The organism is Psychrobacillus psychrodurans (assembly GCF_050209195.1).
In the GTDB taxonomy this organism is placed as follows: Bacteria; Bacillota; Bacilli; order Bacillales_A; family Planococcaceae; genus Psychrobacillus; species Psychrobacillus psychrodurans.
In genome coordinates, this window is record NZ_CP189791.1 from 1,462,180 (window position 1) to 1,476,954 (window position 14,775).

The window sequence follows — 14,775 nt, forward strand, 5'->3', positions numbered from 1 at the left end:
ACCGAGTATAGTAAGAATAGAAATAAAAAACATCATCATTTCTTTTGAGGAGGAAATATAATTGGCTAACAATGATCGTAAAGCAGCTTTAGATATGGCGTTAAAACAAATAGAGAAACAATTTGGTAAAGGTTCTGTTATGAAACTAGGAGAAAAAACAAATCTAGAAATTTCTACATCTTCTAGTGGTTCATTAGCACTGGATGCTGCACTAGGAATAGGCGGATATCCAAGAGGACGTATTATTGAAATATATGGTCCTGAGAGTTCAGGTAAAACAACTGTTGCTCTTCATGCTATCGCAGAAATACAAAAAACTGGTGGTCAAGCTGCATTTATCGATGCTGAGCATGCCTTAGATCCAGTCTATGCACAAAAACTTGGTGTAAACATTGATGAATTACTGTTATCGCAACCAGACACAGGGGAGCAAGCACTTGAAATAGCAGAAGCTCTTGTACGAAGTGGAGCAATTGAGATTTTAGTAATTGACTCGGTAGCAGCATTAGTTCCAAAAGCGGAAATTGAAGGAGAGATGGGAGATTCTCATATCGGACTTCAAGCACGTTTAATGTCACAAGCATTGCGTAAGCTATCAGGTGTAATTAATAAATCGAATACGATTGCAATTTTCATTAACCAAATTCGTGAAAAAGTTGGAGTAATGTTCGGAAATCCAGAAGTTACACCAGGTGGTCGTGCGCTTAAATTCTATAGCTCTGTTCGTTTAGAAGTAAGACGTGCAGAAGCGATCAAACAAGGTACCGATATTATGGGGAACAAAACGAAGATTAAAGTAGTTAAGAACAAAGTAGCTCCACCATTTAAAACTGCAGAAGTAGACATTATGTATGGTGAAGGGATTTCACAAGAAGGAGAAGTAGTTGACATAGGATCAGAGTTTGATATTATTCAAAAAAGTGGTTCTTGGTATGCGTACAATGAAGAGCGCATAGGTCAAGGTAGAGAAAATGCAAAACAGTACCTAAAAGAAAATCCTTCTATTAAAGCTGAAATAACTGGTAAAATCCGTGAATCACTTGGAATGGCAGCGAGTTCACTAACGATTGGTGGACATGAAGTCGAAGAGGAAGAAGACGGAGAGTTCGAATTACTATTAGATGAAGAATAAAGTCCAGAAAGTCTCTCATTCATTTGAGAGACTTTTTTTGAAAGTTAAAAAACATGTAATGTGAATACTGGGTTCAGAGGTCTTTTAAGAATGTATCATGCAGCTGTTTTGCGCTTCAGTTGGACCCGTTCTGCAGGGGTTAGCGATGAACCATCACCGTCGATTGCGCTCAACGTGTTGGTTCATCTGTCTCACTGATCGTGGCAGAGTCGCCACCTTTCACTTTGAATAAGAATCATCTTTTCTCTAGTTAAACAAAAACGCACTAACCTAGAGACTAGTCGTGACGTTAGTCACGACCAGACTCTCCAAAAAGTCCATCTGTATAATATAGCAGGATGTTTGGCAAAAGCCCTCAAAAAAGATAGAAACGGTTTTTGTCCGTAAAGAAAGCCTATGCTTTTTAAAGTAGACTTTTTCAAACCATGATTTTCAATAAAAAACTGTATTTTTATTCGCTTGAATGAAACTGCTTATATCCAGATGTTTATTTTGTCCTACTTTTCATATATTATACCTCCCTTCCTTGACAGAGTATTTCTACATCTATACAATTAAAATTGTATAATTTCTTTATTATTAAATGATTATAGGCATTACGTATATGTTTTTGTATATACGTGCCGACTGAAACTAAAAAGTATAGCATTAGGGGGTGTTCGAATGACAGAAATTATCATCTCCGCTTTGCTTGGTCTGATTGTCGGTGCCGTTGTTGGTTATATTTATCTGAAAAACGTGAACGATTCAAAAGTGACTGGTGCAAAACAATCTTCAGCAATTATCATAGATGAAGCAAAGCGAGAAGCGGAAGCGTTGAAGAAAGAAGCACTTTTAGAAGCCAAAGATGAAACTCACAAATTACGAAATGAAGCAGAATCTGACATCCGTGAACGCCGAGGCGAACTGCAAAAACAGGAAAATCGGTTATTACAAAGAGAAGAGAACCTTGATCGTAAAGATGATGCTCTAAACAAGAGAGAAGTAGGTCTTGAGCGTAAAGATGATGCTCTAACTGAAAGACAACAGCATATCGAACAGAAAGAAAGCAAAGTGGATGAACTAGTTAAAAAGCAACAAACTGAACTAGAAAGAATTTCTACTTTAACTCGTGAAGAGGCGAAATCCATAATTCTTCAAGAAGTAGAAAATGAACTTGCTACGGATATTGCTGTGATGACAAAGGAATCGGAAACTAGAGCTAAAGAAGAATCCGATAAAAAATCTCGTGAGATTCTTTCCCTTGCGTTACAACGTTTTGCAGCAGACCATGTTGCAGAAACAACTGTTTCTGTAGTTAACTTGCCAAATGATGAGATGAAAGGTCGTATTATTGGGCGTGAAGGTCGAAACATTCGTACACTTGAGACGTTAACTGGTATTGATTTAATTATCGATGATACTCCAGAAGCTGTGATTCTTTCAGGCTTTGATCCAATTCGAAGAGAAACTGCCCGTTTAGCACTTGAAAAACTGGTACAGGATGGACGAATTCATCCTGCGCGAATCGAAGAAATGGTAGAAAAGTCTAGAAGAGAAGTAGATGAGCAAATTCGCGAAATTGGTGAACAAACTACATTCGATATTGGAATTCATAATTTACATCCCGACCTTATGAAAATTCTAGGTAGACTCCGTTATCGTACAAGCTATGGTCAAAATGTATTAAAACACTCAACAGAAGTTGCCTATTTAGCTGGGTTATTAGCTGCAGAACTTGGTGAAGACGTAACACTTGCAAGACGTGCAGGGTTACTTCATGATATTGGGAAAGCAATTGACCATGAAGTGGAAGGCAGCCATGTAGAAATTGGTGTTGAGCTTGCAACAAAATATAAAGAACATCCAGTAGTCATTAATAGTATTGCTTCCCATCATGGAGATACAGAAGCTACTTCTGTTATTGCCGTATTAGTGGCGGCTGCCGATGCATTATCAGCAGCACGACCTGGTGCAAGAAGCGAAACATTAGAAAACTACATTCGTCGTTTGGAGAAATTAGAAGAGATTTCTGAATCCTATGAGGGTGTAGAAAAATCATTTGCTATTCAAGCTGGTCGAGAGATTCGTATAATGGTTCGTCCGGATCAGATTGATGACTTAACTGCTCATCGTTTGGCGAGAGATATCCGTAAGCGAATTGAAGAAGAATTAGATTATCCAGGTCATATTAAAGTGACTGTTATTAGAGAAACTAGAGCTGTAGAATATGCAAAATAACATTCAACAATGGTGTTCTACTGTTTGCTAAGTTAGTATTAACAAAAAGGCTTCGAAATGAAGCCTTTTTTTCGTGAAAGGAATGAAATAGTAATGAGAATATTATTTATAGGTGATATCGTTGGTTCGATGGGACGAGATACATTAGAAGATTATTTACCAAGATTAAAAAGAAAATATAATGTAGATGTAGTTATTGCTAATGGGGAAAATGCAGCTGCAGGACGTGGGATTACTAAAAGTATTTTTCAATCATTGCTTCATATGGGAGTAGATGTAGTAACTATGGGTAACCACACTTGGGATCAAAAAGAAATTATGGATTTTATCGATGACACGGATTATTTAATTCGTCCTGCGAACTTTTCAGAGGATGCTCCTGGTAAAGGGATGACTTCCATCTCTAAAGGTGGTCATACCATTTCAGTGATCAATATGCATGGCCGCACATTTTTACCACCCCATGATGATCCATTTAAGATGGCTACTGAAATGGTTGAAGATGCGAAAAAACTATCACCAATTGTCTTTGTAGATTTTCATGCAGAAGCTACCAGTGAAAAGATCGCATTTGGTTGGCATTTAGATGGAAAAGCTTCTGTTGTAGTTGGAACACATACGCATGTTCAAACTGCTGACTCCCGTATATTACCTGGAGGTACTGCTTATATCACAGATGTTGGAATGACAGGTCCATACGATGGGGTACTAGGTATGAAAAAAGAAGATGTTCTTTACCGTTTTCAAACGAATATGCCAGCTCGTTTTGAAGTACCAAAGACGGGACGTTCTGTGCTTAGCGGTTTCTTTGTAGAAGTGGACAATACCACTGGGAAAGCAATACACCAGGAACGAATTTATATAAACGAGGATTACCCATTTAAAGGCTAAAAGTCTAAAAGATTACTCCTGCGCATAAGTTAGATTATGAACCAGAAGCAAGTTCATAATATAGCGACAAAAGGAGAAATGATAGTGGATTCTTTAAAAGTATCTTCCAGATCAAACCCAAATTCAGTTGCTGGGGCATTAGTTGCAGTAATTAGAGAACAAGGGTATGCAGAGATGCAAGCAGTAGGAGCAGGAGCATTAAATCAGGCTATCAAAGCGATAGCAATTGCCCGAGGATTTGTAGCCCCAAGTGGAACAGACCTAACTTGTTCTCCTGCCTTCACCGATATTGTCATATCTGGTGAAGATCGAACAGCTTTAAAGTTACTTGTTGAAAAAAAAGCAAAATAGACGGGGGGTCCCTACTTTTATAGTAGGCGACCTCTCTTTTTAATAATTAGTACTAACTAAATGGATTATAGAATTTTTTCGTATAATTTGTGACACTACGTTTCCGTCAAAGGTCTGAATTTCTATAAAAATACGGGGAATACATAGTGATAACTGCTAGTTCATGATAAACTTATGAAGGAAATTAGTATTTAGTCGAATAGTAAGGAGATGTTTATATGTTGCAACAGCTTTCTTGGAAAGTAGGAGGGCAGCAAGGAGAGGGTATAGAAAGTACAGGAGAAATATTCTCAATGGCGATGAACCGCCTAGGATACTATCTGTACGGATACCGTCATTTCTCTTCTCGAATTAAAGGTGGCCATACAAACAATAAAATCTGTGTACGTCCAACGCAAGTTCGTACAATTCCAGATGATTTAGATATTTTAGTAGCATTCGATCAAGAAACAATCGATGTCAACTACAAAGAGTTAACGGAAAAAAGTGTAGTTTTGGCAGATGCGAAATTCTCACCAGTAGCACCTGAAGATTGTAAGGCACCAATGTATATTGTTCCTTTCACAGAGGTAGCGGCAGAACTTGGAACATCTCTTATGAAAAACATGGTAGCAATTGGCGCAAGTGCCGCACTACTTAACTTGGATAAAGCAGTATTCCAAGGGGTAGTGGATGAAATTTTTGGTAAAAAGGGACAAGAAGTAGTAGAAAAAAACATGCAAGCTATTCAGCAGGGCTTTGAAACAATGGCTGAGCAACTGGGAGATCGTCTTGGTGAGTGGGAAATTGCGCCTGCTGATGGAAAACATCGGATGTTTATGATAGGAAATGATGCGATTGCTTTTGGTGCATTAGCAGCGGGTGTTCGCTTTATGGCTGCATATCCGATTACTCCTGCATCGGAAATTATGGAATATATGATTAAAAAACTACCATTATTTGGTGGATCTGTTATACAAACAGAGGATGAAATTGCTGCTGCTACAATGGCAATTGGTTCAAACTATGGTGGTGTTCGTGCATTTACAGCATCAGCAGGTCCAGGGCTTTCATTGATGATGGAGGCAATCGGTCTTTCTGGTATGACGGAGCAACCACTTGTAATTGTGGATACACAGCGTGGGGGACCTTCTACAGGTTTACCAACTAAACAAGAACAATCCGATTTAATGCAAATGATTTATGGAACACATGGAGAAATTCCAAAGGTGGTTATTGCACCAAGTACTGGAGAAGAAGCATTCTATGATACTATTCAAGCTTTCAATATTGCAGAGGAATTGCAGCTTCCAGTAATTATTTTATCCGATTTACAACTATCATTAGGTAAACAAACAGTAGAGCCATTTGATTATTCTAAGGTTGAAATCCGTCGTGGTAAATTAGTAGAAAATGATGAAATTCCTGTAGCTGAAGATAAATCTTACTTCAAGCGTTATGAAGTAACGGAAGATGGTGTATCACCACGTGTTCTTCCGGGTACAGAGCATGCTATTCACCATGTAACTGGAGTTGAGCATGATGAAACAGGTAAACCATCTGAGGCAGCAACAAATCGTAAAGCTCAAATGGATAAACGTTTAGGGAAGCTTAAGCATATTAACTTCAAAGAGCCGGTATACGTAAACGCACCTTACGAAGAAGCGGATATACTATTTGTTGGCTTTAACTCTACTAGAGGGGTGCTAGAAGAATTACAACAAACATTTATTGAAAGTGATATAAAAGTAAATCATGCACAGATTCGTTTAATTCATCCATTCCCAGTGGAAGAAATGCACTCACTAGTTGCAAAAGCGAAAAAAGTAGTAGTAGTAGAGAATAATGCAACTGGTCAATTGGCAAATATCATTAAAATGAATGTTGGCGGTCATGATAAATTGGTAAGTGTAACAAAATATGACGGCACACCATTTTTACCATTACAGCTTGCAAAACAAGTAAAGGAGTTGCTAACAGATGGTAACATTTAAAGATTTTCGTAATAATGTAAAACCTAACTGGTGTCCTGGTTGTGGTGACTTCTCGGTGCAGGCAGCAATTCAACGTGCTGCAGCAAATGTTGGCATTCAACCACATGATTTAGCTGTAATTTCGGGTATCGGCTGTTCTGGGCGTATTTCTGGATATATTCATTCATATGGTTTCCATGGTATTCACGGTCGCGCACTTCCAATTGCGCAGGGATTAAAAATGGCAAATAAAGATTTACATGTTATCGCTTCTGGTGGTGATGGTGATGGATTTGCAATAGGGATGGGTCATACCATTCATTCCATCCGTCGTAATGTCGATATAACTTATGTTGTAATGGACAACCAAATCTACGGTTTAACAAAAGGGCAAACATCCCCACGTTCAGCAGAGGGCTTTAAAACGAAGTCAACTCCTGGAGGAGCAATTGAACCATCTGTTCAACCATTAGAACTGGCCCTAACTTCTGGAGCTACTTTTGTAGCGCAAGGATTTTCTTCTGATATTAAAGAGCTAACTGCAATTATCGAAGCTGGCATTAATCATAAAGGATTTTCGTTCATCAATGTATTTAGCCCGTGCGTAACTTACAATAAGGTAAATACTTATGACTGGTTTAAAGAACATTTAACAAAGCTTTCTGCTGTCGAAGGATATGACTCTACTAACAGAGAAGAAGCTATGAAAGTAGTAATGGAAACAGAAGGTCTTGTTACAGGTATTATTTATCAAGATGAAAACGCCCCATCCTACCAAGAACAAGTTCCTGGTTATGCACCAACCCCACTTGTCGATCAAAATTTGAAGATGAGTGAACAGGAATTCAACGCTTTAATTCAAGACTTTATGTGATATAACTGAGCTCATGAACCGTTAATGTTCATGGGCTATTTTTATACGAACGAAAGCCCATAAATATTAAAAAATAGCCCATAACAAGCAGAAGATAGCCCATAAAATCAATGCTAGCCCTTAATAGACAGATTATAGCTCTTAAGTATGCTTGGATAGACCTTAAACATGAAGAAATAGCCCATAACATTTCCCACCCAACCTCAATAAACCAATTATATGAGCTTAATTTGTCTAAATAAGAAATTTTAAGTTGAAAGCCTTGTGGCATTAGAGAACTATTCAGTATAATAGGAGGGATATTCGTACTTTTCACGAATGAAGGAAAGGAGAGTTCTTATGAACGAGGAATCACGTTTACAAAGTACTCAAGTGAAGGAAGCTAGCTCTTTGGATAAAAAGTCCGAGAAGGATTATAGTAAATATTTTCAAGCAGTCTATACTCCACCATCATTAAAAGATGCGAAGAAACGTGGCAAAGAAGAGGTAGAATACCACAACGACTTTGCTATTGCAGAGCAATTTAAAGGCATGGGTCAAAATAGAAAATTTTATATACGTACTTATGGCTGTCAAATGAACGAGCATGATACAGAGGTAATGGCAGGCATTTTCATGCAACTAGGATATGAACCTACGGATACTGTAGACGATGCAAATGTTGTTTTACTAAATACTTGTGCCATTCGTGAAAATGCTGAAAACAAAGTATTTGGTGAGCTTGGTCATTTTAAGCATTTAAAACAAAAAAATCCAGATGTATTAATCGGCGTCTGTGGTTGTATGTCGCAGGAAGAATCAGTTGTCAACAAAATATTAAAAACTTACAATCAAGTAGATATGATTTTTGGTACACATAATATTCACCGTCTTCCTAATATATTAAACGAGGCTTACCTTTCTAAAGAAATGGTAGTGGAAGTTTGGTCTAAAGAAGGAGACGTTATAGAAAACTTGCCGAGAGTACGTAAGGGTTCGATTAAGGCATGGGTTAATATTATGTATGGCTGTGATAAATTCTGTACATATTGTATCGTTCCATATACACGTGGAAAAGAACGCAGTCGTCGCCCGGAAGATATTATCCAAGAAATTAGACATCTAGCGGCGCAAGGGTACAAGGAAGTAACATTGCTTGGTCAAAATGTAAATGCATATGGAAAAGACTTTGAAGATCTAGATTATCGCTTTGGTGATCTAATGGATGACCTTCGGAAGATTGACGTAGCTCGCATACGTTTCATGACTAGTCATCCTAGGGACTTTGATGATCACTTAATCGAAGTGCTTGCAAAAGGCGGAAACTTAGTCGATCATATTCATCTTCCAGTTCAATCTGGATCATCGGATATCCTTAAAATAATGGCTCGTAAATATACAAGAGAGCATTATTTAGAACTTGTTCGTAAAATAAAAGCTGCTATCCCAAATGTTTCATTAACAACCGACATAATTGTTGGGTTCCCAAATGAAACCGATGAACAATTTGAAGAAACAATATCACTATATAAAGAAGTCGGTTTCGAAATTGCTTATACGTATATTTACTCTCCACGGGAAGGTACTCCAGCTGCAAAAATGATAGATAACGTACCGATGGAAGTGAAAAAGGAAAGACTGCAGCGTTTAAATAAGTTAGTAAATGATATGTCAGCTGAAGCTATGAAAAGACATGCTGGACAAATTGTGGAAGTTTTAGTCGAAGGTGAGAGTAAAAACAACCCCGATGTACTTGCAGGCTACACAAGTAAAAGTAAACTAGTTAATTTCGTTGGTCCTAAAGATATTATTGGCCAAATAGTTAAAGTGAAAATAACAGAAGCAAAAACATGGTCACTTACTGGGGAACTAGTAAATGAAACAATCGAGCAAAAGGTGGGAGTATAATGTCTACAACAAAATATACTAGAGACGAAATTATTGAAAAAGCAAAAGAAATTGCAACTATGATTGCAAATACAGAAGAAGTTGAATTCTTCAAACGTGCCGAAGAGCAAATCAATGAAAATACAAAGGTACGCGAAAAAATAGCGAGTCTTAAAAGCTTACAAAAACAAGCTGTCAACTTTCAGCATTTAGGGAAAGAAAAAGCTCTTACACTAATTGAGGGTAAAATTTCAGCAATCGAGGAAGAAATTGATAGTCTACCGATTGTACAACAATTCAAACAATCACAAGGTGACGTAAATAGTCTGCTACAACTAGTTGCAAATTCAATTTCTAATAACGTAACAAATCAAATTATTGAAGCAACTGATGGTGACCTATTAAGAGGCGAAACAGGATCAAAAGTAAAAAATACAACGTACGATAGTTGTTCATAATACTTATTTTAAAAGGCATTCATTTAATCTGAAAGGATTAAATGGATGCCTTTAATTGCTTGTTCCGAGTCTTTCAAAACTAGGTTAATAATAGTTCTGTACTGAAAAGAAAACTAGTATTATACTTTTATAAAAACACTGAAAATGCATAATTGGTTGGCAATTTGTTAAACTTTTGTGTTAAAATTGTTATGTACTTTGGGAATATATATATGAGGGGGAAATTGTATGAAGAAAAAGCAGTTTAAGCTATTAAGCATACTAAGTATTTTTGTTTTATTAATACTTGCAGCATGTGGCTCAAATGAAGGGGATTCATCGTCAGATGGAGATTCTGGTAAAACAAAAGAAGACTACAAGTTTTTGAGCTTATTAACAGGTGGAGTACAAGGAACGTATTATCCACTTGGGGGAACATTTGCGGAATTAATCAGCAGTGAAACTGGGATTAAAACTACAGCTGAGGTTTCACAAGCATCAGCAGCAAATATGACAGCACTAAAAGAGGGGACTGCAGAAATTGCATTCACTCAAACAGACATCGCTTTCTATGCAACAGAAGGAGAGTTAATGTTTAAGGACAATAAAGTAGATACAATCTCTGCACTTGGTGCACTATATCCAGAAACAGTTCAATTAGTAACTACGGACAAAACTGGTATTAAGTCATTCGATGATTTAAAAGGTAAGAAAATTTCTGTAGGTGCTCCTGGATCAGGAACATATGCAAATGCAGAACAACTACTTGAAATTCATGGATTAACGATGGACGATATTGAACCACAAAACTTAGATTTTGGTGAATCACAAGATAGTTTACAAGCTGGTCAAATTGATGCGGCATTTATTACTGCGGGAACTCCAACTGGGGCTGTAGAAGCGTTGAACGCAGTTGCTAATGTAGTAATCGTTCCTGTAGAAGATGCAAAAGCTGATGAGCTAATCGAAAAATATCCATATTACGCTAAAGATGTAGTGCCATCAGGTACTTATGGATTAACTGAAGAAGTACCTACAGTATCTGTATTAGCAATGCTAGCTGTAACTAACGAGCTACCAGAGGACTTAGTTTATGAAATGACAAAAGCAATTTATGATAATGCTGGTAGTATTACTCATCCAAAAGGTCAATTTATTAAACCTGAAACTGGGCTAGAAGGTATTGGAATTAAAATTCATCCTGGTGCTCAAAAGTATTTTGATGAAGTAAATAAATAAAATTAAATGCTCGGGGGCATGTTGCTGTTGCTTACATGTCCCTTTTTTATTGAAAGAATGGTGGAGCAAAGAAATGCGGTTTCTTAAGGTGTTTGGAATAATAGTCCTTTTATGCGTAGTTGGCATTTCATTTTTCTTTCCATATCAACAAGTATTTGTTTTTACTGAAACTAGAAGTGACGATCCTAAATTATATTATTTACGGATTGAGGATGTACGAGACTTCCAAATTATATTCACACATTCTATACATAAAAGTGACGTAATAGAACTTTATAAAATAACAGAGGATTCTAAAATTCAATTAATATCAATGATGTATGAGGATTTAGCAATTGGAATGCCTGGACACGCAGAAGAAGGGCAAACTTTTGAAGAGAAAGATGGAATCTATAAACTTTCCTACGATGATAAAGTTATCGATTCCTTTACGCTTTTTGTTGCCGATATTGATATGGATTTAATATTTAAATATAAACAAAAGGATTATGACTTAAAAAAATTGTTAAAACGTAGTAAAGCTTATGAATTTAAAGTAAAAAAAGTATCTCTATATGAACAATGGAAAGGAGTTAAGATGAATGACTGAAAAACAATCAAAACCGAACAGCGAATCGACAGAAACAGAATCTTTTCAACAGTTATCGGAAGAAGAACAGCAAGCCATCTTACAGAAATACGATCCTGAATCTAATACAAGATCTGTAGATGGTATTATGAAGAAGGTAATTTTCTTTGGATTATTAGCATTTTCTTTATTTCAACTTTATACAGCTATTGAAGGTCAATTTACAGCTTATATTCAACGGTCAATACATTTAGGGTTTGCATTATCGCTTATTTTCTTAATGTTCCCTGCAATGAAAAAATCTATCCGAAAAAGAAAAATTCCAATATATGATTATCTTTTATCCATATTATCTATTGGAGTAGGTCTCTACTGGCCTATACAATATCAAGAATTAGTTTTTCGAGTAGGAACAATGACAGATTTAGATTTTATAGTAGGTGCTTTAGCAATATTATTAACTTTAGAAGCAGCTCGCCGTACTGTCGGGTTACCTATTACAATAATCGCTACTGTTTTCTTAGTGTATGCATTCTTCGGACCGTATTTTCCAGGTTTCTTAGCGCACAGAGGGCAAGATTTAAACAGTTTAGTGCATCTAATGTTCTTTACAACAGATGGAATTTTAGGTACTCCGATTAGTGTATCTGCTACATTTATATTTGTCTTCCTGCTATTTGGATCATTCCTAGTGAAAACCGGAGTTGGGCAGTACTTCAATGACTTAGCGGTAACACTTGCAGGTCGTTTAACTGGGGGACCTGCAAAGGTTGCCATTTTCTCCAGTGCGTTACAGGGTACTATTTCAGGAAGCTCAGTTGCTAACGTAGTAACTTCTGGTTCTTATACGATACCAATGATGAAAAAGCTAGGTTATCGAAAGGAATTTGCAGGTGGAGTAGAAGCAGCAGCGTCTACAGGTGGGCAATTAATGCCCCCAATTATGGGTGCAGCGGCATTCCTAATGGTAGAGTTTATCGGTGGTATTACTTATTGGGAAATTGCAAAAGCAGCAGCGATACCAGCAGTTTTATACTTTGCTGGTATATGGATTATGACACATTTTGAGGCAAAACGTGTTGGACTAAAAGGTATGTCAAAAGAAGAAATGCCAGATCGCAAAGAAGTTTTGAAAAAGTTATATTTATTAATACCAATTATAGCGATTATTGTTCTAATGTTTATAGGAGTACCAACGATGCAAGCAGCATTATGGGGAATTGTTGCTGCCGTAGTATTCAGTGCAATTGATAAAGAAACCAGAATGAATTTTAAAGATATAATAGATGCTCTAGTTGATGGAGCAAGAACTGCATTAGCAGTTGCAGCGGCAACCGCTGCTGCTGGAATTATTGTTGGAGTAGTTGTAAAAACTGGATTAGGACTTAGTCTGGCAAATGGTCTTATTTCTGCATCAGGTGGAAATATTTTCCTAACTCTATTCTTTACGATGCTAGCATCTATTGTTTTGGGCATGGGTTCTCCAACAACAGCCAATTATGTAATTACGTCAACGATTGCTGCACCAGCTATCATCACACTTTTGATGCTTGATATGCCGGCAGGTGCTACAGTACCATTAGTTGTCGCTTTATCTGCGCATTTGTTCGTATTTTACTTTGGTATTATTGCAGATATTACACCTCCCGTTGCACTTGCAGCATTTGCAGCAGCAGGGGTTTCTGGTGGAGATCCAATTAAAACTGGAGTTGTGGCTGCTAAATTAGCAATCGCAGCATTTATCATTCCATATATGGTGATATTCTCGCCTGCATTACTCATGATAGATACGACATTCCTTGAAGTTATTTGGGTTGTATTTACCGCAATTACCGGAATGATTGCAATTGGTGCAGGAATGATTGGATATTGGTATCGCAAGGTAACATGGATTGAAAGAATATTTGCAGTTGGAGCTGGGTTGCTTTTGATTTACCCAGAAAGTTTTTCAGATATTGCCGGATTAATTATCTTTGCAATCCTATTAGCAATTCAATTGTTTACTAAGGGTAAGAATAATCCAGAAGCAATAGCACATTAAAATTTCATCTCTTCTTAAGTAAAATAATATAAATTTAAAGTAAAACACGAGCCCATTTTGGCTCGTGTTTTTATATAATAGAGTTAAGATAGATAGAATTGGGGTTTTTTACATGTCAATGAAATTTATACTAGCTGAAAAGCAGATGAATGATGCAATACTTTTTCCGGAGTTTAACTTAACTATTAATGAAAGTGAAATTGTTTCGTTATGTACAAACGTCAATGTTCGTGAGCAACTGCTATTCATATTATTAGGGAAAACCAACCTATCGAAAGGCAGTATAGAAATTGGTCCCGAGCAAAAACTAGGATTTTATTTCTTACGTGAAGGGGAATATGAAAGACTTACAGTGAAGGAATCTCTACAATTTTTCCATCGTATTCATCAATCCGATCAATCAATTGAAGAAGTTTTACAGACTGTGCAGTTGGAAAGCAAAAAAAATAAGAGAATAAAAGAACTTTCATATTCTGAAAAGAAACGTGTTCAACTTGCACATATACTTATTCAAAATCCTGCCATATACATAATGGAAGAACCCGATCAAAATCTAGATATTGAATCGAAAAAAATCTTTATCAATATACTTAAAATGCTGAGTTCGTCACAGAAAACAATTCTTATTTTGACGGGGCAAGTAGAAAGTGCTATAGCTTATTCTGATCAAATATACCGCTTGGATGAAAAAGGACTTCATCCAATTCACTTAGAGGTGGATACGCAAAATGATTCAAATACGAAAACAGGAAATGAACATAAAGACAAGATTGTTCAACCTATTCGTTTTGAAAAAATACCAACTAAGGTTAATGAAAAAATTGTATTATTTGATCCACCAGAAATCGATTATATAGAGAGTATTGAGGGACAAACTTTTTTGCATAATAAGGGAGAAAGTTTTCCGTGTGCATTTACGTTAAATGATTTAGAAGAAAGATTATTACCCTTTGGATTTTTTCGCTGTCACAGATCTTATATTGTGAATTTACAAAAAGTGCGCGAAGTAATTACATGGACTAGAAATAGTTACAGTTTAGTTCTGGATGATTCGGAAAAATCATCTATACCACTTTCAAAGACGAAAATGACTGATTTAAAAGGAATGTTGGGCCTAAAATAAGCTCCGTTCACCCCAAATTTAACTCCATTCACCTGAAATATAAGGTTTTTAATGAGAATATCTCTTAATCTTAGGTTGTTC

General features: G+C 36.6%; 12 protein-coding genes. All 12 read left to right on the plus strand.

All coding sequences use genetic code 11. The annotated features are described in order from the left end of the window. Positions 1-61 precede the first annotated feature (61 nt). The 12 genes from recA (at position 62) to ACQCPR_RS06875 (ending at position 14,694) form a co-directional block, all read left to right on the plus strand. A complete protein-coding gene (recA, locus tag ACQCPR_RS06820; protein ID WP_269921255.1) occupies positions 62-1,132 on the plus strand; it encodes a recombinase RecA in 1,071 nt (356 codons plus the stop codon). Between the two features lie 663 nt (positions 1,133-1,795). Beyond that, on the plus strand, positions 1,796-3,352 hold the full coding sequence (gene rny / locus ACQCPR_RS06825) for a ribonuclease Y (RefSeq protein WP_090562388.1): 1,557 nt from the start codon (positions 1,796-1,798) through the stop codon (positions 3,350-3,352). Positions 3,353-3,445: 93 nt separating this feature from the next. Further along, positions 3,446-4,243: a TIGR00282 family metallophosphoesterase gene (locus ACQCPR_RS06830; protein WP_090563553.1), complete on the plus strand. Its 798-nt coding sequence runs from the start codon at positions 3,446-3,448 to the stop codon at positions 4,241-4,243. An 84-nt stretch (positions 4,244-4,327) separates the two neighbouring features. Next, entirely contained in the window at positions 4,328-4,594 is a 267-nt protein-coding gene (locus tag ACQCPR_RS06835; protein WP_090562386.1) for a stage V sporulation protein S, read from the plus strand. Positions 4,595-4,812: 218 nt separating this feature from the next. Next, a complete protein-coding gene (locus ACQCPR_RS06840) occupies positions 4,813-6,567 on the plus strand; it encodes a 2-oxoacid:acceptor oxidoreductase subunit alpha (protein ID WP_427138579.1) in 1,755 nt (584 codons plus the stop codon). Continuing rightward, complete coding sequence (locus ACQCPR_RS06845; RefSeq protein ID WP_090562380.1) at positions 6,554-7,420, plus strand: 2-oxoacid:ferredoxin oxidoreductase subunit beta; 867 nt, start codon at positions 6,554-6,556, stop codon at positions 7,418-7,420. Before ACQCPR_RS06840 ends, ACQCPR_RS06845 begins: the two co-directional genes overlap by 14 nt. 339 nt (positions 7,421-7,759) lie before the next feature. Then, complete coding sequence (gene miaB, locus ACQCPR_RS06850) at positions 7,760-9,307, plus strand: tRNA (N6-isopentenyl adenosine(37)-C2)-methylthiotransferase MiaB (protein WP_090562377.1); 1,548 nt, start codon at positions 7,760-7,762, stop codon at positions 9,305-9,307. Continuing rightward, positions 9,307-9,744, plus strand: coding sequence for a RicAFT regulatory complex protein RicA family protein (locus ACQCPR_RS06855; protein WP_090562374.1), 438 nt, complete (start codon positions 9,307-9,309; stop codon positions 9,742-9,744). The genes miaB and ACQCPR_RS06855 overlap by 1 nt, the downstream gene beginning before the upstream one ends. Before the next feature lie 228 nt (positions 9,745-9,972). After that, positions 9,973-10,962 (plus strand): TAXI family TRAP transporter solute-binding subunit, encoded by a 990-nt coding sequence (locus tag ACQCPR_RS06860; protein ID WP_093494506.1) that lies wholly within the window; start codon positions 9,973-9,975, stop codon positions 10,960-10,962. Between the two features lie 73 nt (positions 10,963-11,035). Then, positions 11,036-11,551, plus strand: a complete 516-nt coding sequence (locus tag ACQCPR_RS06865; protein WP_427138580.1) for a DUF1850 domain-containing protein — start codon at positions 11,036-11,038, stop codon at positions 11,549-11,551. After that, positions 11,544-13,571, plus strand: a complete 2,028-nt coding sequence (locus ACQCPR_RS06870) for a TRAP transporter permease (RefSeq protein WP_427138581.1) — start codon at positions 11,544-11,546, stop codon at positions 13,569-13,571. The genes ACQCPR_RS06865 and ACQCPR_RS06870 overlap by 8 nt, the downstream gene beginning before the upstream one ends. A 112-nt stretch (positions 13,572-13,683) precedes the next feature. Beyond that, the gene (locus ACQCPR_RS06875; protein WP_427138582.1) at positions 13,684-14,694 is read left to right on the plus strand and encodes a LytTR family transcriptional regulator DNA-binding domain-containing protein; all 1,011 of its coding nucleotides are present in this window, start codon (positions 13,684-13,686) and stop codon (positions 14,692-14,694) included. Positions 14,695-14,775 lie beyond the last annotated feature (81 nt).